Source organism: Gluconobacter sp. ESL1110, assembly GCF_058107395.1.
The window spans coordinates 613,736-636,891 of sequence record NZ_JBYLUK010000008.1; the positions used below are offsets into that span (position 1 = coordinate 613,736).

Genomic DNA, 23,156 nt, shown 5'->3' on the forward strand with positions numbered 1-23,156 from the left:
TCGAGACAGCTTTAACAAAAAAAAGGCCGGTTATCGTCCCCCGACGAACTAACCGGCCATATCAGACAGAACCTGGAGAGCGATCAGGCTGCCTGAACTGTATTAACCTTCGGTGCTGATGAACGTGCGGCTACAGCTCTTGCTGCATGTGGTGTCAGCGTGCGCTGAACCGCATTGTGCCAACCGTCGATCATGACGCGACGCTGTGCCGGGTCCATCTTCGGAGAGAACAGACGCTCCTGCGCCCAGGTTGCAGCGACTTCATCAAGATCTTTCCACAGTCCCACATGCAGTCCCGCCAGGAAGGCCGCACCAATCGCTGTCGTTTCGACATTGACCGGGCGCTCGACATCAGCCTTGAGCATGCTGGCCAGGAACTGGGCGAACCAGTCATTGGCAGCCATACCGCCGTCGATCCGCAGCGTCTTGGCCCGCATGGCCCCATCCTGACGCATGGCATGAACAAGGTCATATGTCTGGTAAGCCACGGATTCTAGCATCGCACGGGCAATATGAGCCTGCGTTGAGCCCAGAGTCAGGCCGCAGATCATGCCTCGCGCTTCCGGGTCCCAGTGAGGCGCCCCAAGGCCGACGAAGGCCGGAACCATGTACACGCCGTGGCTGTCAGGAATACGCGTTGCCATGTCATCGGTCTGGGAGGCATGGGTGATGAGTTGCAGACCATCGCGCAGCCATTTGATGCCGGCGCCAGCCACGAAAATGGAGCCTTCAAGGGCATAAGTCGTCTTATCGCCAATCCGATAACCAATCGTCGTCAGAAGACGGTTGTTGGACTGGATCGGCTTTTCTCCGGTGTTGAGCAGCATAAAGCAGCCCGTTCCGTAGGTTGCCTTGGCCATACCCTCCTCAAAACAGGCCTGTCCGATCAGTGCTGCATGCTGGTCGCCAGCCATACCGCCGATGACAACGGACTCACCGAACAGTTCCGGATCGGTCCGACCAAATTCGCCACTGTTGTCCTGCACTTCTGGAAGAAGGGACCGTGGCACGTTGAACAGATCCAGCAGTTCATCGTCCCACTGGAGTGTATGAATATTGAACAGGGACGTGCGGCAGGCATTCGTAATGTCAGTGGCATGCTTCTTGCCACCCGTCAGGCGCCACAGAAGGAAGCTGTCTATTGTGCCAGCAGCAAGTTCACCAGCTTCGGCACGCTGACGCGCTTCCGGAACATGATCTAGCGTCCAGGCAATCTTGCTGGCAGAGAAATACGGGTCCAGCAGAAGACCGGTCTTCTCCCGCACCAGGTCTTCAGAGCCCTGGTCTCGCAGGCGGTTACATTCACTGGCCGTGCGGCGATCCTGCCAGACAAGCGCGTTATGAATGGGCTTGCCCGTCTTGCGGTCCCAGATCACCACCGTCTCGCGTTGGTTCGTAATCCCAATTGCTGCAATCCGCCCAACGCCGCCTGCTGTGGAAATGGCTTCCCGCGCCGTTTCAAGAACATCTTCCCAGATGTCTTCTACATCGTGTTCCACCCAGCCCAGTTCAGGGTAGTGCTGAGGAAACTCGCTGCGGGAGATCGACAGGGCCTTGGCATTGCGATCAAAAACAATGCTGCGGGTTGAGGTTGTGCCCTGATCGATTGCCAGGATGCAGTCTTTCTGTGTCATGGTACTTACTCCGGAAACGGACAGATCAGGAGACCTTGTCGATGACGGGGCCTGTCGAAGCAGGCGCGGAAGGGTTCGAGACAACAAGAACAGGCTCGGACGTGTTTAGCGCTTCAGATACGGACGCAGTTGTTACGAGAGACACCCGTGGCATGAAGGGACGCAGACCGTACTGATAGATCGCAGCACCGATCGGACCACCCACCATAGGTGCAGCAATCGGAACCCACCAGTAGTTGGACGGAGCCGGGATAGCGGCCTGCCCCCAGCCTGCGAAGAAGCAGAACAGACGCGGACCAAAGTCACGAGCCGGGTTGATGGCCCATGCCTCCAGATAACCGGCAGAAGCACCGATAATAGCGACCAGAAGACCAATAATCAGCGCACCGGAATTCGCTTGTGGAGCCTGCGTATTATACTGACATGTTACGGCAAAGATACCGAATACAAGAATACCTGTCAGAACGGCTTCATCCCAGAATGCATGCGATACACTGATGAAGTCACCTGGATGGGTGAAGAACACACCAGCAGAGCCACCATCAAGCGCACGCGTCAGGCCATGAGCAGCATTGTAGTGATCAATGACGGGTACATACATTGAATACACCAGCGCTGCGCCAGCCAGTCCACCCAGCACCTGCGCGCCGATATAGGGCGCGACCTTCTTCCAGGAGAACCCCCGGAAGAGCGCGAGTGACAACGTCACGGCCGGATTGGCGTGCGTCCCGCTGACCGCACCGGTCGCGTAGATCGCAACCGTAACAGCCAGCCCCCAGACGATACAGACGCCCCAGTATGCCGTCTTGTATGGGCTGGGGTCGTAAAGCGAGTACATGGCAGCAACGCCATCTCCGAAGAGGATGATGATGGCGACGGCAAAGAACTCAGCGAGGAGTTCACCAAGGTAGCGTTTATTCTCTGACATGACCGGATATCCGACATGAAAAGTGAAGAGAAGAAGATCAGGCGACGTCCTGCCGCCATGTCTGGGATGCTTCGGAACCTGCCGGACGACCCGCCCCGACACGTTCTTCCATATAAGTCTGAAGCGCAGCTTTCTCAGCATCGGTTATAAACAGACCAAGCTTGGACCGACGCCACAGAATGTCCTCAGCCGAGCGCGCCCATTCGTTGTCGATCAGATAATCGACTTCACGAGCACTCAGCGTCGCACCGAACCACTGCCCCATTTCGGTTTCGGCAGCCGTTGCGATATCGAACGCCCGCAGACCGTAGTTGCGCATCAGACGCCATGCCGTTTTCGGTGTCAGATGAAGTGCGTAAGCCTGAAGCTTTGCGACCTGACGATCAAACTCCGCAGAAGCGAAATCACCACCCGGAAGCGGAGTGTCTGCTGTCCAGGACGGACCACCCAGTATGGGAAGATACGTTACCAGTTTTTCAAGCGCATGCTCTGCCAGCTTACGGAACGTTGTGATCTTTCCACCAAAGACGGACAGGATAGGTGCACCAGATGCGTCGACATCCAGCACATAGTCGCGGGTCACGGCAGACGCATTGCCGGAATTGTCGTCATACAAAGGACGAACGCCAGCATAGGTCCAGACCACATCATCCGGGCTAACGGATTTCTGAAAATAGCGGTTCACGCTCTCGCAGAGATACTGGATCTCGTCCTTCGAAATCTCGACCTTGCCCGGATCCTGCTCCCAGGGAACATCCGTCGTGCCGATCAGCGTAAAGTCCTGCTCATACGGGATCGCAAACACGATGCGCTTGTCTGGATTCTGAAGGATGTAAGCCTGCTTGCTTTCGAACAGGCGCGGCACAACGATGTGGCTGCCTTTGACCAGGCGCACCTTGTTCTTGCTGGCAACGCCAACGCGATCCTGAAGCAGCTCCGCAACCCATGGGCCAGCAGCATTGATGATTGTCTTCGCCTGAACTATCCGCGTCTCGCCGCTTACACGATCAAGAAGAGTAGCTGTCCAGAGTTGCGATCCACGTTCTGCGTTGATCAACTGCGTGCGTGTATTGATCGAAGCACCAAGACGCGCTGCGTCCATCGCATTCAGTACAACCAGACGGCTATCCTGCACCCAGCCATCGGAATACTCGAAGCCACGGACATAGTCGCTCTTGAGCGGACGACCCGTCACATCAGTCCGCAGATCGACCGCGCGTGTCTTGGGAAGCGTCATGGTCGTGCAGAGATGATCGTACAGGAACAGGCCCGTACGCAGCAGCCATGCTGGCCGCAACATTTTGGAGTGCGGCAGAACAAAGCGCATGGGCCAGATGATGTGCGGTGCGATCTTCAGCAATCGCTCACGCTCGATCAGAGCCTCACGAACAAGCCGGAACTCATAATATTCCAGATACCGAAGCCCACCATGGATCAGCTTCGTGCTGGCAGAAGAGGTATGACTCGCCAGATCGTCCTGCTCCACAAGCAGAACACTAGCGCCACGGCCTGCGGCATCACGCGCGATGCCGCAGCCGTTGATGCCTCCACCGACGACAAGCACGTCATAAGGCGCGCTCTCACGATTCGAAGGCGAAACTTCACGAATCGATGACATAACACTCTCCTGTCACCACGCTCCAAAACGAGCATCTGATGTTCGTTTTCGCGCATATTGAACGATAAAGTAAAGAGCCTTATTCGTTTTATAACAGATTAGTGTTCTTTTTTTCGCGCTCTACTGTGATGTTTGGGCAATATGAAGTGTGACGTTCGCCGCATCCAGAAGGGCTTTGAATTCATCAGAAACCGGACGATCCGTAATCAGATCATCAATATCCGCAAGACCACCCACACGCCCCATGGGCAGGCGACTGAACTTTGTATGATCGGCCAGCAGCAGAACGCGCTGGGAATTTCGGAGGATCGTGCGGGCGCACTGGATTTCAGACAGATCGAAATCCAGGAGTGTTCCGTCTTCCGCAATGCCGCTGATCCCAATCACGCCATATTCCGTTCGAAAGGAATCCAGCGTTTCGATGGCCGCAGCTCCAAGGATTGCTCCATCCTTCGGACGCAGCTCCCCTGCACAGATCACAGTCCGGAAGTCGGGCCGCCCAGAGATCAGAGAGGCGACATGCAAGTTATTGGTTACAATCCGGAGATCACGATGCTCCCCAAGCGACCGAGCGAAAGCCTCCGTTGTTGTGCCAATATTGATGAAGAGAGACGAACGATCCGGGATAAGGGCAGCCGCACATCGCCCAATGGCGTCCTTGGCTTTGAGATTCAGGATCTGCCGCTCGTTATAGGCAATATTCTCAATTGTGGAGTTCGGCGTGGCACCCCCGTGATGTCGGGTCAGAAGCCCCTGTTCGGCCAAAAAGCCAATATCGCGCCGAATGGTCTGAACAGCGACATCAAACTGCTGCGCCAGATCTTCATTGGAGACATACCCCTGGCTCCGGACAAGGCGAATGATCTGGTCCTGGCGAGGATTGATCCGAACGGGAAGAGTGTTCATAGGAACTGACCTGACATGATTTTTAAGTCAGTGTGACAATCCGAACAAAAACGCGCAATCACGAACTTTCCTTCCCGTCTTCCGTCGTCACCTCCTCACTGCTCCAAGGTACTTTCTTCCTCTCTCCATCCGATGCCATGGCACATTTTTGACCCTGATTGCTCATGGCCACTCAGAAAAAACCCAGCGTTTCACAACCTGACCCGGCTTTAACTGTCCTAATAGATTTTCGAGTCAGAAGACTGATCTCGGTCAGAGTGCCATCTTCTTCATTCGCAACAATGACTGTTGTTCCATCGGGTCGAAAGGCTGCATCCATAGGCTTTTTACCTACCGTAACAGGGTACTGGTCCCATTGCGGCAGACTGATCAAAGTGACCACGGGCTCGAGACCGCCCACAACAAGAAGCCATTGCCCCCCAGGACTGAGACGCACGACCTGAGCCGGCTTCCGATGATGCTTGAGCGAAATTTCCTGCCGTAATTCTCCGGCTTCGACGTCCATCAGAAACAGAGACGGTCTGAGGGCATTTGTCACGACAACAAACTTCTCATTCGGCAAATGTTCAATTCCCGCAACGGGCGCAGGAAGATTGATCATCCGGCAAGCCGCATCCTCTCCGATACGGATCACGGAAAGCGTCGCATCCTCCTCATTCTCGGTCAGGATCAACTGACGTTGGGGAAGAATAGTCAAACGGTGGGAATTGCTGGAATTCGTAGAGAGAATTGCTGTTACGACTTTGGCTTGCGGGTCAATAACAGCCACCGCCGAGCTGTTTTCACAGCAGACATACAACAACCCGTCAGGTCCGAAGCGCAGGGTATGAGGGGCTTGCAGGGGAGTCAGATCAATATCCGCAACACGCGTCCGACTCTCAAGATCAATAATTGAAACAAAATGATTGGGGTTAGGATTATCCCCATGCACGCCATCCCCGAACGCTGGAATAAACGCCAGCCCGCGCTCATGATCAATTGCCAGTTCATGAGGAAGAACCGGCATATTGCCAATATAAGAAAGCGTTTCCAACGTATCGGGATCAAGGAAAAGAACCTGAGCAGCTTTCTTATCAACGGCAATAAGTCCGTTACTGCGACAGATACTGATCATGGTCGCTATCCTTAAACTCGTTTTCAAAGGGTTTTCTCATTGAAAAACGAGCTATGGAACAGTCAGTTTTTCCGCTTTCCGCAGATCTGAAATCACGAAAAAGCCAAGAGAATTATGCCATGGCCAATTCTGGTGATGCAGTACCGCGTATATCCGCCACGCGAAGGTTGATCCCAGCCCTGATCATACGATCAGTCATATCCTCAGACAGCCCGGAGTCAGTTATTACGGTATCAAAATCTGACAGATTGGCGAGATGGTTTAGTGCACTGATGCCGAATTTACGACTATCAACCATCAAGACACGCCGATCAGCCATATTCATCAATGCACTCTTGGCCTTAATCAGGTCTTCATCCTGATGATACGCTGAAAGGCCATGAATGGCGGAAGTCGACATGAAGAGCGTGTTAATCCGCAAGGACGTAACACTTCTCTCGCACAACACACCAAGAAAAGCATCAAACGTCGGGTTATAATGCCCGCCCAAGGCTATGAGACTGATATCTTTCGCCTGACCTATTCTAGTGCTGATCCCAAGACTATTCGTCACAACGGTCAGTTGCCCGATCGCACTCAGGCGTTCAGACAAAAAACGGGACGTGGTGGAATCATCAAGCGCGATTGTATCGCCTTCTTCAATCAAATCTGCCGCGATGGCCGTAATGCCGAGCTTTTCATGAACGGCCTGTCGCGCCCTGTGCATGATGCTACTGACGGCAACTGCGTTAGACAGCGTCGTAACACTCTCACCAACCTTACGGATCAGCCCCTGCACTGCGAGTGCGTGCAGATCACGATTCATGGCAGCGCGCGTCATGGTGAAATGCGCAAGCATGTCCTGAATGAGGACACACCCCTGCGCCGTCACATAGTCCAGTACAGCCTGCCTGCGCGCTGAAAGACCACGACTTCCGGGAAGACAATCAGGGATCATGCCGGTGCTCTTTCTTCGATAACCCGGTCAATCAACTTTTCAAAATCAGGGACATTCCACCCTGCGCGTCCGACAAACACGCCATCGACATTTGGCTGTTCGACGTAACTGCGTGCATTGTCCTGAGTAACGCTGCCACCGTAAAGCAACGGTACGCGTTCCCCGATCTCCACACCCACAATCTCATTCAGCACCTGTCGCAAACCGGTATGAACACGCGCCACACAGTCCGTATCGGCGGCACGCCCCCCCGCCCCAATGGCCCAGACAGGCTCATAAGCAATGAGGATATTCGGGAGATCCTCAACCGCAACATTATGCAAAGCGATCTTGAGTTGCCGGGCCAGCGTCTCATCCGTGACGCCATAATCATATTCATCAAGGCTTTCGCCAATACAAAGAAGCGGCTTCAGACCGTGGCGCAGAGCCGCAGCCATTTTGCGACTCACCGTCCAATCCGTTTCAGCAAAATGCTGACGGCGCTCGGAATGACCAACGAGCACAATCTCGGCTCCACATTCCTTGACCATACCAGGTGAGATTTCCCCGGTCCATGAACCGCTTTCTTCCCAATGCATGTTCTGTGCACCTACCAGAACGTCTGAAGTCTTCAGTGTTTCTGCAACTACCTGAAGAGACGTAAAAGGTGTGATGATGAAAGGCTTTACACCCTCTGGAGGTTGATAACCCTTCAGAGCCTCTGCGGCCGCAAGCGCCTCTGACGGCCCTTTGTTCATTTTCCAGTTCGTGCCGATCCAGACCGTCTTGCGAGTCACCATTCATCTCCACAGAAAAAGAGCGATCACCGATTCTTTATCGCTCAACATAAGCTAACTTTAGCGATAAACTATAACACTCCAAACACAGGAATGTGCAAAATGAATGATATTTTCCATTCAATTCTCCGCGCCTGACGTTCACAGCCAGACGCGGAAAGCATGAAATAAAGAGCCTGCTTAAAATCAGGCAGCCTGCTCCAGCAGAACACTTTCCGTGACCAAACTATCGGTTTCCACCGGACGAAGCATGGAGATTCCTTTTCTGCTCAGCCCGTCATGATAGAAATGGGTTGCTTCGTTCGGAGACAGATCTCCATCAGTGACACGACGCATTGCTTCGATGAGAAGCAGCGGGTCGTCAGCATCCACAATCTTGCGTCCGAAGAGTGCAGCGCGGGCCCCGCTACTCTGTGCTTGATGCACCAATTCAAGACAATCGCGGGTCGTGCCACTTCCGCCCCCCATGATGCCAACAATAACAGCCGGATCATAATGGCAGAGTTCGCTCAGAGCTTCGCCACCATTAAACGGAACCTTAAGAAAAACAGGTTTTTCTTCCTTGCGCAGCCCGGCAAGCGAACGGGTAATCATGTCGTTGAGGAAAACCCCGTAATCCTTGGATGCAATCCGGCTTTCGTTAGGATTGAACACCTCCAGGAAATACGAGAACCGGTGAACTTGGGCTTCTTCACGAAAGCGCGCAAACTCTTCCAGAGCCAGCGTATCCTGTTCGACGTCTCCATTGAACGTCATGGAATACAGTCCAAGCCCCGTCTGGGCGCGCTCAAGAGATGCGGAACGAAAAGGGACGGATTTCTGGGAGCGATAATCGCTTCCTCGTCCCCGCCACAGATCAGTCGTATCGTTTGCACGAATGGCTGTCTGCACTTTCGTGCCATTGAACGCGTCTTTTTCCAGAAGGTCTTCCAGAATGGAGGCAGACGTCAGCATGATATCCACAATATCCTGACGGATAATGGACTGGATTTCAGACAGATATTCTGGCCGGCTCCGAAAAACAGACTGCCCCGGACGCGGATTGCGACGACGTCCCATGGCACTGATACCCGCCGCCATATCTGAGTCCTTGGCGTCTGCCAGGATGAAATCGTAGCGCGTGTCCTTACCGGCCACCATGCGTGCAATTTTTTCTTCGTAACGGTTCATGGCTTAAGCCTTCAGAATTTTCTGGGGTTCAGACGAAACAGGGAAGTCACCCTGAAGGTTGTGGCGCTCACACCCTTCCTTCCAGGCAGTCTGGGCTTCCCGGGCAATATCCCGCTCGCTCCAGCCCAGCTCTTCTCCAACGACGCGGGCCACCTCCTGCACCACATCGGGTGTCATTCGGCCACTCAAGGCGATGGGTGTGCGACGGTACAAGACATCTGACACCCGCCGCACAAGTTCATTTCTGGCAATAAACGCCAACTCACGACGCGTGTATGACGGGAGTGTCCGCAACGGCGCATCTGCGTCTTCCTGGCAAAAGACCGCAATTTTGCGAGCAAGCGTTCCGTATCGGCCCAGAAGGTCTGCTGCCCTCGGACGAGGAATCCCGCAGGAAATCGCCAGTCTGTCGAGATAAGCCGTATGCTGCTCAACGGAAGGGAAACTGCGACCACCACCAATCGCCAGTTCCTTCGTGGACGTGCTTCTGGGATGACCAAGTAATGCCAGAATATGGTCAGCCACTTCTTCGCCCAAGCCACGGAATGTCGTCCACTTTCCTCCCACGAGAGACAGAAGAGGTATCCCTGCAACATTGTCCTTATGGGTAATATGGTCTCGACTGATGGCGCCTGGATCCGCCGCATTTGTGGCAGGTAATGGCCGCACGCCGCTATAACGGTAGATGACCTGCTCCTTGACGATATGGAAGCCGGGGAACAGATCCGCCAACATGCGAAGCATGTAATCCTGCTCTTCATCGGTGCAGACGGCCTTGTCCGGATCATCAATCCGCAGATCGGTAGACCCGACAAGCACATGACCAAAAAACGGATAAGCCAGACAGATCCGTCCATCCGGCGTCCCGAAATAGACCATCCGCCCTTTCAGTTCCCGAAGCAGATCATCATGCTTCAAAAGCAGATGAGACCCCTTGGTGCCGCCGATATACTTTGTGGATAGGCCAAGAATTGCATTGATCTGATCAATCCATGCTCCACCCGCATTGACGATAACGCGCGCCTTTACGGTCCGTATTTCATCGGTCTGCACATCACGCAGAACAAGTTGCCCGTACTGAAAGGAAACAGGCACAGTGTATGTCAGAGCTTCACAACTCGGTGCCGTTTCGAGCCCGTCTTGCACACATTCATAACCAAGCCGCTCAGGCTGGGTAATGGCAGCGTCATAGTATTGAGCCGTCGCGACAACATCCTTGGCCATATGCGGCCATTCCCGACGCGTCCGTCCTCCCAGAAACAGGGAATGCCTCGGCATGACGCGAGCACGCCGTCCCAGAAAATCATAGATCTGAAGTCCGGCTTCCAGAACCAGAGCTCCTCGATCCGTCATCTTACCGCCCAAATTCAGAAAGCGACGGAAAGATGGGACGATTCCCCCAAACCATGTGCGGATTGGTAGAACAGTCGGCAATGGGCGCACCACATGCGGGGCATTTCTAAGAAGAAGGTTCCGCTCAAGGGTGGATTGTGCCACCAACTTGAACTCTCCTGTCTCCAGATACTTGATGCCGCCATGGATCAGACGAGAGGGAGCGCATGATGCTCCCGTACAAATATCGCTCCGATCAAGAATGAGCGTCTTTACGCCCTGCAGCGCCAGTTCGCGGAACAGACCTGCTCCGTTAATTCCCGCTCCAATAATGACCACGTCAAATTCAGTGTTATCCGACACAACGGAAACGGATTTCATGGCCTGATCTCCTGCGTCATTTCAGCGGCAACAAGAAAAGTCGATACAGATGCCGGTCCAGCCTCCTCCTGGAGCGGTGAATCGGCCGTTCCTGCATACAAACCCGACCAGAACGGCTTCATGGCCTGTGTCAGCGCCACGTAACGCTGGTAAATGCTTTCATAAACCCAAACCCGGCCTGGTTCAGGCTGATAAACGGTCATCGGAATATCCTGAGCGGCGACAGCATTTTCGAGACTACTGTGCAACCCTACAGCCACGCTGGCCGTCAGTGCCGCCCCAAGCGCGCCAGCTTCCCGGACAGTCGAGATTTCCACCGGAACATTCAGGATATCTGCAAACATCTGAGCAATAGACGCCTGGCCACTTCCACCTCCCGAAACACCGAGACGACGGACAGCACCAGTCAACCGCAGAGTTTCAACATGCTCGCGATGATTGAAGATCGTACCTTCGATCATGGCCTGGAACAGATCCGCCCGGTCATGCCAGGACTGCACCCCGAACAGAGACGCACTCGCAGGAGCTTCATAAGGGGAACCGAACAGGAAAGGATGATAGAGAGGAACTGGCCGCTCTGCCCGGGAGCGACCAAGCCTGGCTTCGACTTCACCTGTCAAAATCTGGGCTGCTTCCTTTTCTTCAGGCAGCAGCATGCGTGCCAGCCATTCGAGATTGCTCGATGATGCTGGCGAAATCGCCATGCAGTTCCACAATCCCTTTCGGTAACCCGCACGACAGGACCACCCATCCCCGATGACCGGACGACTCCGGAAAATTTCGTTGATGGAAAATGTCCCTGCTGTGATGGAAAGGTCACCCGGTTGAGTGTAACCCAGCCCGACAGCCGCAGCAGTGACGTCGTGCAAACCGGCCGAAACAGGCGTTCCTTCCAGAAGCCCCGTTGCCTTAGCGGCCTCGCGGGTAATCACCCCTCCCTGGTCACAGGACAGCAGCATCTGCGGAAGCGCCTGACGAATCTCCCGGATATCCAGAACGTCCAGGATACTGTCGCTGTAATCCTGCGTATACAGATCCGTGAAGGACGTACTGGCTTCCGTCAGATCCGTCGCGATCTCGCCGGTCAAACATAGTCGGATCCAGTCTTTGGCAAAAAACACAGTGCCAATTTCAGCATACCGGCCCGGCTGATGACGCTTCATCCAGGCAAGAAGCGTGCTGGCAGAGTACGGATAAGGCCGCTGCCCGGCAATCGGAACAACCTTCTCAAGCCGCCCTTCCCGTTTCCACTCCTCATGCAGTTCAGTCGCACGACTGTCGAGCGACATGATCCCACGCCCCAAAGGATTGCTTGAGCGGTCAAGAACAAAAAGTCCATCCCCGTGAGCTGTTACACCCACACCCGCTATGGCTTGCGGAGGAACGCGGGAACTCTCAAGCGCATCCCTGACAGCTTCGACCACAGCACGCCATGCTTCATACATGTCGCGCTCGACGTGTCTCGGTTCGTTCATATGCTGCGGAACACGTCGACGACCCAATCCTACGATCTCACCCGCCCCCGAAAAGACAACGGCCTTTGTCGTCGTGGAACCGCAGTCGATCCCGATTGTGAAATCCTGGCGCATCACTGGCCCTCCGGACGCCTTCTTGTTATCGGCCCGCGCGAAAAATACGGTCGATAACACAGAAAATGTTATTAACAGGTGATATACGTGTTAATATATCGGCGTCAATGTGATAAATATCACTTTCGATATCAAAGGGTGGCCTGTGTGATATTTCCTGCCAAAACCTCATCAAACGGCACATCCGAACATTACAAATCTCGTCAGCGCTGGTATGTAGAAGCCTGCTTTGCCGTAAAACGGCCTTCCCGAGAGACAAGGATCTTTTTGACAGATGACTGATGGTTCGGGCGTGACAACTGCCTCTCCTGGCGTCCTTCTCAGCAAGCGTCGGGACAACAGTGCCAGACAACAGCAGATCCTTGACGTGCTTCTGGAAACCGGAAGCGCTACGATCGAGACCCTTTCAGAGCGTTTTGGCGTGAGTCGCATGACCATTCACCGCGACGCACACGCTCTCGCAGCTCAAGGTCTGATTGATAAGCTTCACGGCAGTATTGTTCTCAAAAATCGGGTCGTAACGCAGAAAACAGTCAATTTCCGCAGATCCCGCGCACCAGACCTTAAAGAATCCATCATTCATCGCGCAATCTCGATGATTACACCGGAGCAAATTCTGGTCCTGGATGACTCGACAACAGTCGCAGCCATGCTGCCGCTTCTTCCCGCTCTCGCGCCACTGACAATCATTACAAATGCTGTTGGCGTGATTCAGGCACTCTCTCCTTACCCTAACCTCAAGATCATCTGCCTGGGGGGAGACTACAATCAACCCCGCAATGCATTTTTTGGCCTTGTATGCGAACAGGCTGCGAAGTCGCTGCGTGCCAATACGATGTTCCTCTCGACGTCCATCATTCACAATGAAACGGCGTTTCAGAACGATCAGGACGTCGTGAAGGTCAAGCAAGCATTGATGCAGATCTCGGATCAAACCGTTCTGCTCGTAGACAGCACAAAATTTCGCAAAGGCGGCCTACATCGACTGGCATCATTAAACGAGTTTGACCTCGTCCTGACGGACTCTCAACTCAAACCATCACTCCGGAAAGCTTTAGTTCAGGACGGCATTAATATAGAAATTTGCGGATAATTCTCGCTCAGGGAAATTCCAATGAAAGAATTTCCCGAAACACTGCTGTTCACACCGCAAAAAAACCGAACTTCAGCAAAGCCCACACCGCCCTCTCATCTGGAGCAATCCTCCTGATTGCCGAGAATCGCGATTCAAGAGAAAATTTCAGAATTTATCTTTCTCAACAGAGCCTTCTGTGTCCGTTTCAGCATGGCACACAAAAAATTTATTAATAAACTATTATATTGAGTTAAATAAGATTTTTCCATCTCCTTCACTACATCTTTGATCAGTTTTCCTTGAAAAACTCACATACTGATAGGGGTGGCGGGTATATGCGTAGAATAACCCGTTTTTGTTGAAATATGGCCAAATTTTGCACCAAAGTTTCAATTAGTATCATTTGTGTCCACAATGGAATTAACGATATATTGACGGTTGTTCAGCAAAAAGCTTAACCCTTTATTTCCGCTTCCCTGAGACACTGGAGATGCTGAAATGTCCGGCATAACGTTAAACGATTTCCTGAGTGTCACACGCTGGACACCCGCTGAACTTGCAGCCCAGATTGACCGTGATCAGGATGATATCGAATGGTGGCTCCGCCATCAGGAGCATGTCCCTGAACGATTGACCGCGTGGATGAGCCAGATTGTCGATGCCTTTCGAAACAATCCGGCCCCCAAAGGCTATGCCATGGAGCGTTCAGAGGACTGCATTTTCAATGATGACCCATCCATCACGGTTGTCTGCTCTGTCTGCCGCTTCGCTGCAACATGCAGAGCATCCCGAACGCTCAAGAACTAAAAATCTGACTTCCTGGTTTCTTGTTCTGTCTCTGACGAGACCTTCATAAAGCCTGCCAGCCCATAGCCCAGCGCTTTTTCAAAAACTGCAAGCGTTTCCATTCCGACGTAATGCTCGATCCCCTCGGCGTCGATGCGAGCGTTTTCCTCACTAATTCCCAACGCAAGAAGAAACGCTTCGACAATCCCATGCCGATGGCGTGCTTTGTTCGCCATCGCCTGCCCGTCATCCGTCAGAAACACGCCTCTATAAGGCTTCTGCGTGACAAGCCCTTCGGCTGAAAGTCTGGCCAGCATCTTCGCAACCGTCGGCTGAGACACGCCCAACCTTCCAGCAATATCGACCTGACGCGCCTCCTGACCTTCAGACAGGAGATCAGAGATCAATTCGACGTAATCCTCAACCAGCACCTTTTGCCGCGCAGCACGATTGGCACGAAACCCTTCCGAATGGGTCGCCATATCCAGAAGGGCTTTCTGCCTGCTCTTTTTTCGTTCCACGCCTCGAAACCCGTTCCATCCTCAAATATTCAGAGGGGAATAAAATATTCCACAAATTATTTCCAGCTTTTGAGAATAGAGATTCATCTTATGAATATAGCATATTGCATAATTCTGAGATTCACGTTTGAATGGCATTCTGATGCCAGAAAATCCTTCCACGCCTGAAACTGCCCTCACTGATCTTCCTCGCAAGACTTCAGCCTGGCGCTTTTCGCGCGATGAGGACAGAACGCGGCCTTCTCTTCCGGAAGTGTTTTCTACCGTCCATGTCCCCGATGGACAGACTTCGTGGCTCAAGCGGTTTCTGGCATTCGTGGGACCAGGCTACATGGTCTCCGTAGGGTATATGGACCCCGGAAACTGGGCCACAGACCTTCAGGGAGGCGCTCAGTACGGATACACCCTGTTATGCGTCATCATGCTCTCCAATCTGATGGCTATTCTGCTTCAGGCGCTCTCAGCTCGATTAGGCATTGCAACAGGCAGGGATCTGGCTCAAGCATGCCGTGACCAATATCACCCAGCTATCAATATTATCCTTTGGCTTGCCTGCGAACTGGCCATCATTGCCTGCGATCTTGCTGAAGTGATTGGCACTGCTGTTGCATTGCAGTTGCTATTCGGCCTCCCTCTTCTCGGAGGAGCGCTCCTCTCAATCTTTGATGCGTTCATCGTCCTGCTGCTGATGGGGAGGGGATTTCGATATCTGGAAGCCTTTGTCATTGGGCTTCTCACTATTATCGCTCTCTGTTTTGCCGTTCAGCTTGTGGCTGCGGCCCCTCCCGTTGCGAGCATCCTAAAAGGCCTGATTCCTACCTCACAGGTTATTACGACGCCCGGAATGCTTTACATTGCTATTGGCATCATTGGCGCAACCGTAATGCCTCATAACCTGTATCTGCACTCGTCCATTGTACAGACCCGCGCCTATGAACGCACACCTGCCGGACGACGCGAGGCCATCCGCTGGTCAACCTGGGACAGTACAATCGCCCTGATGCTGGCACTGTTCATCAATGCTGCCATCCTGATTGTGGCGGCCGCGGCATTCCATGACACCGGCCATCAAAACGTCGCCGAAATCGAAGACGCCTATCGGCTTCTTTCCCCCATCCTTGGCTTGGGAATTGCCTCCACACTCTTCGCCCTTGCCTTACTTGCTGCAGGAACAAATTCAACTGTCACAGGTACCCTTGCCGGACAGATCATCATGGAAGGCTTCCTGCGCCTGCGTATTCCACACTGGGCCCGACGCCTCCTGACGCGAGGCCTGGCCATTATTCCCGTTGCCGTGGTGACGGTTCTTTATGGCGGGCACGGTGTGGGTACACTTTTGCTGGCCAGCCAGGTCATCCTTTCGCTGCAACTGCCCTTTGCCGTCATTCCTCTGGTGATGTTTGTCTCCAATCGACGCAAAATGGGAGAGTTCACAATTTCTCCCTTTATGACCGTCTTGTCCTGGAGCGTCGCCGGGCTGATCCTCATTCTCAATTTCAAGCTTCTCTACGACACACTGGCTGGATAAATCCCGCCACATCGCACGGATTTCTTACATTCATGACCAATAGATCTCTGTCCTCAAGACGCGCTTTTTTATATAGCAATTGCTATATTTATCAGCATATACATTCTGAAAATTCTCCCCTCAGATCATTCAAGAAGTTTACACTCTGCACAGCCCTCCTTGCAGGTTTCTTGTCCACCGCACAGGCGTCAGAAACGATATCCACTACGGATCGCGATGACACAGCCTCAAAGAAAAAACAGGCACACGCAGAGAAAGCCTCCAAGCAAGAGCAGATTACCGTTACAGGCCACCTGGATCAGGCGCGTGGTCGCATTTTTCCACGACTGGGGGCGGTATCCTACGGCATTGATCAGCGCCAGATCCAAGCCACGCCTCAGGGCCAAAATGCGTCCTTCAGTCAGATTATGCTGCGAATGCCTGGTGTGGTGCAGGACAGTTATGGCGAGGTGCATGTGCGAGGCGAACATGGTGGCCTGACCTACCGCGTCAATGGCGTCCTTCTCCCAGAAGGCTTGAATGGCTTCGGTCAGGAACTCGATACGCGGATTATCCAATCTGTTGACCTTCTTACCGGCACCCTTCCGGCGCAGTTCGGTTTTCGAACGGCTGGCATTGTGGATGTCCACACAAAAACTGGGTCAACGCTCAAGAGCAATCAATTGTCCCTTTATGGAGGGAGTTACAATACATTCGCTCCCTCTCTGCAACTTGGTGGATCAAAAGGACGATTTGAATATTTCACCACGTTCTCCTTCAATAGAAACACCATTGGAATTGAGAACCCAACAGCATCCTTCCGAGCCACACACGACCTGACACAACAAGGTAAAGGCTTTGGTTATTTTTCATGGCGACTGGACGACAACAATCGAATTTCGCTTCTGACCAGCGCTTCCTATGCTGATTTTGAACTGCCAAACACCACGGGTTTACAGCCGACTTATCAACTGGAAGGCACAAGCTGGAACGATCCATCCGTTCAATCCCGCTTTTTGAACGATAGTCAAACAGAACAGAATTATTACGCCGTCGTGTCCTACCAGCACAGCGCCGAAAAACTGAACCTCCAGCTTTCTCCTTATTTCCGTTACGGTCGGATTGACTATACGCCTGATCCTGTGCGCGACCTTGTGTTTCAGGGGGTGGCAGAACATGAGGTCAACGACTTCACGACAGGAGGGGCACAGTTTGACCTATCCTACGATGTAGCCCCAGATCACACGATCCGTGCTGGCTTGCTCGGGCAATACACATCGGAACGTCTGGATACGAATTCCCTCGTGTTTCCAGTAGATTCAGAAGGAAATCAGACAGCCACTACTCCGCTACGCCTGATTGACAACACAGGAAACTGGTCTGCGGAAGCAGGCGCCTATATTCATGACGAGTACCGCATCAACCGAAAACTAACGTTCAATTACGGTCTGCGTTATGATCGCTTTGCATCCTCGTTTGGCAATGAAGGACAACTGAGTCCGCGCGCAAACATGGTGTGGAAGCCGTTCCGAAGCACCACTCTGCATATCGGATATTCACGATACTTCGCACCGCCTTCCCCGCAATATGTCTATCCGTCCACGCTCGCTCATTTTGCGGGAACCACAAATGCCGCAGCCAACCTGACCGATACGGCAACAAAAGTCGAAACTTCGAATTATGTGGATGCAGGTATTCTGCAACACATTACCCCTGACCTCCAGATCACAATCGATGCCTACAGCAAATGGGCTCATAATCTGACGGATCTGGGACAGTTCGGACGCGCCGTTATTCTAGCGCCTTTCAGCTACAGAAGAGGCCATGTTTACGGCGCAGAGTTCGGCAGTGCGTGGCGTCATGGTCCATGGTCTGTTTTTGGAAATTTCTCGTATGTGAAAACCGCAGCGCGGGACATCAATTCCGCCGAATACCAGTTTGCCCCCGAAGAACTGGCCTATATCCGCTCACATGCCATCCAGTTGGACCATCAAGGGGAATATACGGCTAGCGCCGGAACATCCTACAGCAGCAAGCATCATCTTGCTTATGTCGATTTCCTATACGGTTACGGTCTTCGTAGTGGTTTTGCCAATCTGGACAAGCAGCCCCAGTACGCAATTTTCAATATTGGTTACCAGTACACCCTCACCCACGTTCCGCTTGGACGGGATCTAAAAATCCGTGCTGACGTCGTGAACCTTTTCGACAAACGTTATCAGCTTCGTGATGGCAGCGGCGTCGGGATTTACCAGGCGCAGTACGGCCAACGCCGGGGAACATATTTTTCACTCGTCTCGGATTTCTGAAACCTTCAGGCTCGATTCAAGCCTGAAACACTCTCCTTTCGAAAGAGCGGCTGTCCCACTTGAGGCCGGACAGCCCAGATCATCAGAAAAGCGCCATAAAGCAGGGCAATCCCGTCAACAATGAGACTTGATGCCGTCGCATGAGAGAGAGGCGTTACAAAAGCGGCCGAGACCGGCATCAGAAATGTCAGGACTGCCGACGCGACCAGCAGCAGTCGAATTGCCAGCCGTTCCCGAAAGCAGAAACAGACAACCACACAGGAAAGAAAAGTTGCAAAGTAAACAATTTGAATTGGCAACATTTTTCCTACAACAGAGTGTAATGGCGCCACAACCAGAACAGCAGAGACACCCGCGACACATCCGAGAGAGCAACCGATTGTCAGCGAACAAAGAACACGGGTTGCACGCGTATCTTCCACCCGTCCACTCCCCCGCTCCCTTCGTCTACGAGAGACAATCCAGAGCTGGTTTCCGGCATAAAACATGAATGCCCCAGCCAGTCCCAGAACAGCATATCCCCAACGCACGCCTTCCCCTCCGAAGCTGCCAAAATGCAGAACGAAGAAAGACGTCAGAACAGCCATAGGAAAGGTTTGATGCCCCGGCAGATAATCCGTTGACAGCAATTTACCACTATAGGGATCGACCCCCGCAAAACCTCCACTCGCTCCTCGGGCACCATATCGCGGATCAGATCCCGTAACACGCAACGCAAGATGCCCGCCATGAGAACGGTCGTAGATCAAGGTTTCCGGCGAAAAACCGGGAGCCTGCTTGGCAATAGCGACTACAATTTGAGCAGGCTCCAGCGGAATACGAAGATCACCAGAAATTCGTTGCTGTTGACGCCCTTCAGTTTGATCACTCGGTGAATGCCCATGCATTTGCTGGTGCACGACCGATCGGCCCAGAAGAGCGTGTTCAGCAACATAAATTTCATCATGAAATGCAAATACAACGGACGTCAGAGCCATGATGATATGAAATGGCAACGAGAACAGCCCTAACATGCTATGCAAATCAAGCCACATGCGTTTGGCATTCTGCCCAAGTCGAATTGCAAAGAGATTTTTAATCAGGCCCGGCAAAACAACAAGCGTGCCTGAAATCAGTGCGACCGCATATAAAAGCGCCACTATCCCCATAAATAACCGCCCAGCTTCATGAGGCATCCACAAGCCCACCTGCTGATGCAGCATATTGATGAAGTGCGCGGCTTCGGAAGGAGATTGCTTTACGGTTACCAGAGATCCGCCTTCTGCCAGGGCGGAATAATTTGCTGCTGAAGGCCCGTGCATTCTCTGTGGCACGCCCCATACAAGAGTAGCCGGCTGAGACGGCGTTGGATGAAGAACAACTGTATAGGAATTTCTGGCTTCAGGATGCTCTGCAAAGGTTTTTCCCAACAGTTCTGGCACACGCTCCAATGCAACAGGAGGCGGCAAAGAGACTGGTGGAGAGGCCCAATCCTGCAAGGGGCGTTCAAACATCGTTATGGCACCTGCATAAAATGCCACAAACAGGAACAGACCACAGACAATCCCGACCCAGCTATGGATTTCACGATACATCCGGACGACGTCAGCACGGATTTTCATGATATTACACTCCGAAGGCCCATATAAACGCCCCAGAGCAGAATGTTGATGGCCCCCAACACCCCCCAGGCCCTCCACCCTGTTCGGAACATGAAACATCCCCCTAAAACAGCCGTCCAGACTGGAGCCACCAGCCACATCAGATACTGAGATGACGGGGAACGTGGGTCCCCATTCGTGTGGCAGAGCAATCCGAGGATACCCACGAGTGCGAGCGACAGCGTCAGCCCAAGTAACAAACCGGCACTGGCTTTAGGAAACCAGTTCCTGCTGGAAAGCGGTGTGGACGTCATTGCGCTTTAGGCCTCTGCTTCAAAAGAGCCACCCCAATTGGCAACAGGCTCCAGACACTCATTAAGAGTGTCAGCAGAACGAAAAATGCCGTTCCGGTCCCGTAAATCATGAGATGAAAAAGGAAGGACAGGCAGAGTAGCCCGCTCCCTGCAAGGATACATATCCGCTTCGGGACAGGGCATTTCCATAACTGCTGCGCTGGCGCGGCGAGATACAGAAAAATTGCCCCTGCCAAACCGATCAGTACTGCAAGCAGCGTCATCATCATGCTGGTGCCGATCATATTACCAGCGATACTCTAAACGCGCCGTCAGGTTGCGACCCTGCCCATAATAGCAGGCGGAAACAGCCGTACAGGTCGCTACGAACCTCTTGTTGGCAATGTTTCGTGCGTTAAACGAAAATGACAGCCCTTTGTATCGAGGGTGAGCAAGAGCAAAATCATACCGCAGAAACAGATCGAACAACGTGTAATCCGGGATACGAAGCTTATTGGCCGTATCACCAAAGCTCGTACCTGTATAACGAACGCCGCCACCCAATCCGAGACCTGCCAGAGTTCCATGCTGGATACGCTGATCCAGAAACAGGGATGACATCCATTTCGGGGCCTGACCAAGATAATTACCAACCTGAGAAGCCGTATTGGATCGGGTAATTTTGGCGTCACTTCGGGTGCCGGTAAAGATGACCGACATATCCCAGGGCAGATTGGCCTTCCCCTCCAGTTCCAGTCCACGAACGCGCCCCTGTCCTGTCTGTACAAGGCATGTGGCTGTGCCACACAGGCGACCAGCGGGATCGGAAGTGGTCATGTTGTTCTGGGTAATCTGGTAGCCCCCAAATGTGACGTAGATGCTTTTCCCGTACTGATAGCGAATACCGCCTTCGTACTGATCGCCAGTCGTTGGCTTGAATGGTTTACCATCTACAGATGTCGACGGATCAGAAACCTGAGGCTGGAAAGACTGCGCATAGCTGAAATAAGGAGCAAGGCCATTATCAAACAGATAAACTGCCCCCGCACGCCATGTGAACGCGTTTGAATTGGTGATGTAGCGAGACTTTGTCAGAACATTCAATGTGTCATCACGCGCCCAATCCTGGCGACCACCGATCGTTACGCGCAAACGATCAAACTTGAGCTGGTCCTGAAAATAAATGCCGTTCTGCTCACTTACTGTCGCTGAATAAACCTGAGGATTCAGCCCGGAAGAATACCCCGCACTGCCTCTGGCCTGCGGATTGAAAATATTCAGTACAGGCAAAACAAGCGAAGAACTTACAAGGTCGCGACTATGCCGCCAATTCGTATAAAAATAATCTGTTCCAACCAACAGAAGGTGACGCACAGGACCAGTCTGAAGATGCCCTTCAAGCTGCGTATCAGTTGTTACGCCCTGAGACTGACCGCGCCCTTCTACAGCACGCCGGCTAACCGTTTCACCCGCAACACATCCGGCAATCGCCGCCGTACATTTCGATATCGTATCGCCCGACAGAACCGTGGCGCGATAAAGTGTGTTGAGATAGGTATAACGCGTATTGTTTCGTACCGTCAGATAACGGTTGAACTTGTGTTCAAAGAACGATCCGGCAAGAGCCTGATTACGATCAAACGTATCCCAGCTTGGCTCGCCGATATTGGCGTCATTCGCAATATATCGCCCTTTGGATGAGTAAAGTGTGCCCGTTGCCGGAAGAAACTGGAACGTCGACCCTCCCTGATCTCTCTGATACTGGGCGAGCAGGGTCCAGGTTGTACGCGGTGTAATTTTCCAGGTCAGGCTGGGAGAAATATAATAACGACCTGTCCGAACCTCATTGACCTGCGTATTTCCATAGCGAGCCAGTCCAACAATACGTCCTATAACTGTGCCGCTTTTGTTGAGGCGGCCAGAAACGTCACCGGAAGCCTGCCCCTGCCAGTTCGACAGGTTGGTAAAGCCACTGCTTTGAAGAAAAAATTCACCCTCACTTTTTTCAGTCGGGCGTTTGGTTACGAGATTGACCACGCCTCCTGGTGCCGTCTGCCCATAAAGGGCGCCGGACGGCCCCTTCAAAACTTCAATCTGCTGAAGCGCAAAGGGGTCAAATGATGTTCGTGTCCACTGGCCACCAGAGGGCAGACGGAGACCATCCACGAAGTTATTGTTTGATGAGAACCCGCCCGCACCAAACCCACGGACTGACACTTCATCCACACGGCTATCAATCCCTGATGGCTCAGCCTGAACACCTGCTGTGTACGCCAGTGCATCGGCAATCGTCGGCGAGGCTCGCAGCTCAATTTCCTCGCGACTGACGATCGAAATTGACTGGGGGGACTCAATAATGGGCGTTCGTGTCTTTGTCGCAGAGGATGCGTGTGACATGCCTGTCGCAGTCACAACGATGATCTCTTCTTTGGATTTCGATACTGCTCCGGAGGCGGTTTGTGATTGAGTTTTCTGGGACGTTTTCTGCTTCTTCCCGTCAACGTCACCTGAAATGGCAGGTCTCTCCGCACCTGCGGAAACCGAGGTCAACCCAGCAAAAACGAGAACAGGAATCAAAGTACGTCTGGCGAATGGAAAAGACATGTGCGGCCCACCGAGATGCAATCGGAAATGCCGCCTCATATTTGCAATTGATAATCAGTGTCAATTGAAAGGCGCATTTTGAATTGCATCAAAAAG

18 protein-coding genes are annotated in these 23,156 nt (G+C 52.8%); 4 read left to right on the forward strand and 14 right to left on the reverse strand.

The window, feature by feature from the left end:
• Nucleotides 1-83: 83 nt before the first annotated feature.
• From glpK to AC3B6F_RS11375, 10 genes are all read right to left on the reverse strand, one after another.
• Nucleotides 84-1,634, reverse strand: coding sequence for a glycerol kinase GlpK (gene glpK / locus AC3B6F_RS11330; RefSeq protein WP_489824435.1), 1,551 nt, complete (start codon nt 1,632-1,634; stop codon nt 84-86).
• Nucleotides 1,635-1,659: 25 nt separating this feature from the next.
• Nucleotides 1,660-2,562: an MIP/aquaporin family protein gene (locus AC3B6F_RS11335; RefSeq protein ID WP_211567268.1), complete on the reverse strand. Its 903-nt coding sequence runs from the start codon at nt 2,560-2,562 to the stop codon at nt 1,660-1,662.
• A gap of 37 nt (nt 2,563-2,599) precedes the next feature.
• Entirely contained in the window at nt 2,600-4,180 is a 1,581-nt protein-coding gene (gene glpD / locus AC3B6F_RS11340; protein ID WP_489824436.1) for a glycerol-3-phosphate dehydrogenase, read from the reverse strand.
• A gap of 120 nt (nt 4,181-4,300) precedes the next feature.
• Complete coding sequence (locus AC3B6F_RS11345; RefSeq protein ID WP_426066100.1) at nt 4,301-5,086, reverse strand: DeoR/GlpR family DNA-binding transcription regulator; 786 nt, start codon at nt 5,084-5,086, stop codon at nt 4,301-4,303.
• Nucleotides 5,087-5,258: 172 nt separating this feature from the next.
• A complete protein-coding gene (locus AC3B6F_RS11350; protein WP_489824437.1) occupies nt 5,259-6,200 on the reverse strand; it encodes a YncE family protein in 942 nt (313 codons plus the stop codon).
• Nucleotides 6,201-6,312: 112 nt separating this feature from the next.
• The gene (locus tag AC3B6F_RS11355) at nt 6,313-7,137 is read right to left on the reverse strand and encodes a DeoR/GlpR family DNA-binding transcription regulator (RefSeq protein WP_489824438.1); all 825 of its coding nucleotides are present in this window, start codon (nt 7,135-7,137) and stop codon (nt 6,313-6,315) included.
• Entirely contained in the window at nt 7,134-7,916 is a 783-nt protein-coding gene (locus AC3B6F_RS11360; protein WP_489824439.1) for a triose-phosphate isomerase, read from the reverse strand. Before AC3B6F_RS11360 ends, AC3B6F_RS11355 begins: the two co-directional genes overlap by 4 nt.
• Nucleotides 7,917-8,099: 183 nt before the next feature.
• Entirely contained in the window at nt 8,100-9,083 is a 984-nt protein-coding gene (locus tag AC3B6F_RS11365; protein ID WP_211567274.1) for a beta/alpha barrel domain-containing protein, read from the reverse strand.
• Nucleotides 9,084-9,086: 3 nt separating this feature from the next.
• Nucleotides 9,087-10,796, reverse strand: coding sequence for a glycerol-3-phosphate dehydrogenase/oxidase (locus AC3B6F_RS11370; RefSeq protein WP_489824440.1), 1,710 nt, complete (start codon nt 10,794-10,796; stop codon nt 9,087-9,089).
• Complete coding sequence (locus tag AC3B6F_RS11375) at nt 10,793-12,385, reverse strand: FGGY-family carbohydrate kinase (RefSeq protein WP_489824441.1); 1,593 nt, start codon at nt 12,383-12,385, stop codon at nt 10,793-10,795. Before AC3B6F_RS11375 ends, AC3B6F_RS11370 begins: the two co-directional genes overlap by 4 nt.
• A gap of 274 nt (nt 12,386-12,659) precedes the next feature.
• Between AC3B6F_RS11375 and AC3B6F_RS11380 the strand changes: the two genes are divergently transcribed.
• Nucleotides 12,660-13,478 carry a DeoR/GlpR family DNA-binding transcription regulator gene (locus AC3B6F_RS11380; protein ID WP_034881268.1) on the forward strand — a complete coding sequence of 273 codons (819 nt, stop codon included), beginning with the start codon at nt 12,660-12,662 and terminating at the stop codon, nt 13,476-13,478.
• Nucleotides 13,479-13,958: 480 nt separating this feature from the next.
• A complete protein-coding gene (locus tag AC3B6F_RS11385) occupies nt 13,959-14,267 on the forward strand; it encodes a hypothetical protein (protein ID WP_023945547.1) in 309 nt (102 codons plus the stop codon).
• Here the strand turns inward: AC3B6F_RS11385 and mntR are convergent.
• Nucleotides 14,264-14,767, reverse strand: a complete 504-nt coding sequence (gene mntR, locus AC3B6F_RS11390) for a manganese-binding transcriptional regulator MntR (protein WP_023945545.1) — start codon at nt 14,765-14,767, stop codon at nt 14,264-14,266. The genes AC3B6F_RS11385 and mntR overlap by 4 nt on opposite strands.
• A gap of 142 nt (nt 14,768-14,909) precedes the next feature.
• On the opposite strand from mntR, the gene AC3B6F_RS11395 reads away from it, so the two are divergent.
• Nucleotides 14,910-16,295, forward strand: a complete 1,386-nt coding sequence (locus AC3B6F_RS11395; protein ID WP_489824442.1) for an Nramp family divalent metal transporter — start codon at nt 14,910-14,912, stop codon at nt 16,293-16,295.
• 32 nt (nt 16,296-16,327) lie between these two features.
• Nucleotides 16,328-18,583 (forward strand): TonB-dependent receptor, encoded by a 2,256-nt coding sequence (locus tag AC3B6F_RS11400; RefSeq protein ID WP_489824443.1) that lies wholly within the window; start codon nt 16,328-16,330, stop codon nt 18,581-18,583.
• Nucleotides 18,584-18,588: 5 nt separating this feature from the next.
• Here the strand turns inward: AC3B6F_RS11400 and AC3B6F_RS11405 are convergent, their stop codons facing one another.
• The 3 genes from AC3B6F_RS11405 to AC3B6F_RS11415 all read right to left on the reverse strand — a co-directional run bounded on the left by AC3B6F_RS11405 (nt 18,589) and on the right by AC3B6F_RS11415 (nt 22,853).
• Entirely contained in the window at nt 18,589-20,184 is a 1,596-nt protein-coding gene (locus AC3B6F_RS11405; protein WP_489824444.1) for a PepSY-associated TM helix domain-containing protein, read from the reverse strand.
• Nucleotides 20,181-20,477 carry a hypothetical protein gene (locus tag AC3B6F_RS11410; protein WP_211567281.1) on the reverse strand — a complete coding sequence of 99 codons (297 nt, stop codon included), beginning with the start codon at nt 20,475-20,477 and terminating at the stop codon, nt 20,181-20,183. The genes AC3B6F_RS11405 and AC3B6F_RS11410 overlap by 4 nt, the downstream gene beginning before the upstream one ends.
• 285 nt (nt 20,478-20,762) lie before the next feature.
• Nucleotides 20,763-22,853, reverse strand: coding sequence for a TonB-dependent siderophore receptor (locus AC3B6F_RS11415; RefSeq protein ID WP_489824445.1), 2,091 nt, complete (start codon nt 22,851-22,853; stop codon nt 20,763-20,765).
• Nucleotides 22,854-23,156: the final 303 nt, after the last annotated feature.

What these genes read in the sequence shown, in the direction of transcription:
- glpK (WP_489824435.1), bottom strand. Translation starts at nt 1,634, where the DNA reads ATGACACAGAAAGACTGCATCCTGGCAATCGATCAGGGCACAACCTCA.
- AC3B6F_RS11335 (WP_211567268.1), bottom strand. Translation starts at nt 2,562, where the DNA reads ATGTCAGAGAATAAACGCTACCTTGGTGAACTCCTCGCTGAGTTCTTT.
- glpD (WP_489824436.1), bottom strand. Translation starts at nt 4,180, where the DNA reads ATGTCATCGATTCGTGAAGTTTCGCCTTCGAATCGTGAGAGCGCGCCT.
- AC3B6F_RS11345 (WP_426066100.1), bottom strand. Translation starts at nt 5,086, where the DNA reads ATGAACACTCTTCCCGTTCGGATCAATCCTCGCCAGGACCAGATCATT.
- AC3B6F_RS11350 (WP_489824437.1), bottom strand. Translation starts at nt 6,200, where the DNA reads ATGATCAGTATCTGTCGCAGTAACGGACTTATTGCCGTTGATAAGAAA.
- AC3B6F_RS11355 (WP_489824438.1), bottom strand. Translation starts at nt 7,137, where the DNA reads ATGATCCCTGATTGTCTTCCCGGAAGTCGTGGTCTTTCAGCGCGCAGG.
- AC3B6F_RS11360 (WP_489824439.1), bottom strand. Translation starts at nt 7,916, where the DNA reads ATGGTGACTCGCAAGACGGTCTGGATCGGCACGAACTGGAAAATGAAC.
- AC3B6F_RS11365 (WP_211567274.1), bottom strand. Translation starts at nt 9,083, where the DNA reads ATGAACCGTTACGAAGAAAAAATTGCACGCATGGTGGCCGGTAAGGAC.
- AC3B6F_RS11370 (WP_489824440.1), bottom strand. Translation starts at nt 10,796, where the DNA reads ATGAAATCCGTTTCCGTTGTGTCGGATAACACTGAATTTGACGTGGTC.
- AC3B6F_RS11375 (WP_489824441.1), bottom strand. Translation starts at nt 12,385, where the DNA reads ATGCGCCAGGATTTCACAATCGGGATCGACTGCGGTTCCACGACGACA.
- AC3B6F_RS11380 (WP_034881268.1), top strand. Translation starts at nt 12,660, where the DNA reads ATGACTGATGGTTCGGGCGTGACAACTGCCTCTCCTGGCGTCCTTCTC.
- AC3B6F_RS11385 (WP_023945547.1), top strand. Translation starts at nt 13,959, where the DNA reads ATGTCCGGCATAACGTTAAACGATTTCCTGAGTGTCACACGCTGGACA.
- AC3B6F_RS11395 (WP_489824442.1), top strand. Translation starts at nt 14,910, where the DNA reads ATGCCAGAAAATCCTTCCACGCCTGAAACTGCCCTCACTGATCTTCCT.
- AC3B6F_RS11400 (WP_489824443.1), top strand. Translation starts at nt 16,328, where the DNA reads ATGACCAATAGATCTCTGTCCTCAAGACGCGCTTTTTTATATAGCAAT.
- AC3B6F_RS11405 (WP_489824444.1), bottom strand. Translation starts at nt 20,184, where the DNA reads ATGAAAATCCGTGCTGACGTCGTCCGGATGTATCGTGAAATCCATAGC.
- AC3B6F_RS11410 (WP_211567281.1), bottom strand. Translation starts at nt 20,477, where the DNA reads ATGACGTCCACACCGCTTTCCAGCAGGAACTGGTTTCCTAAAGCCAGT.
- AC3B6F_RS11415 (WP_489824445.1), bottom strand. Translation starts at nt 22,853, where the DNA reads ATGTCACACGCATCCTCTGCGACAAAGACACGAACGCCCATTATTGAG.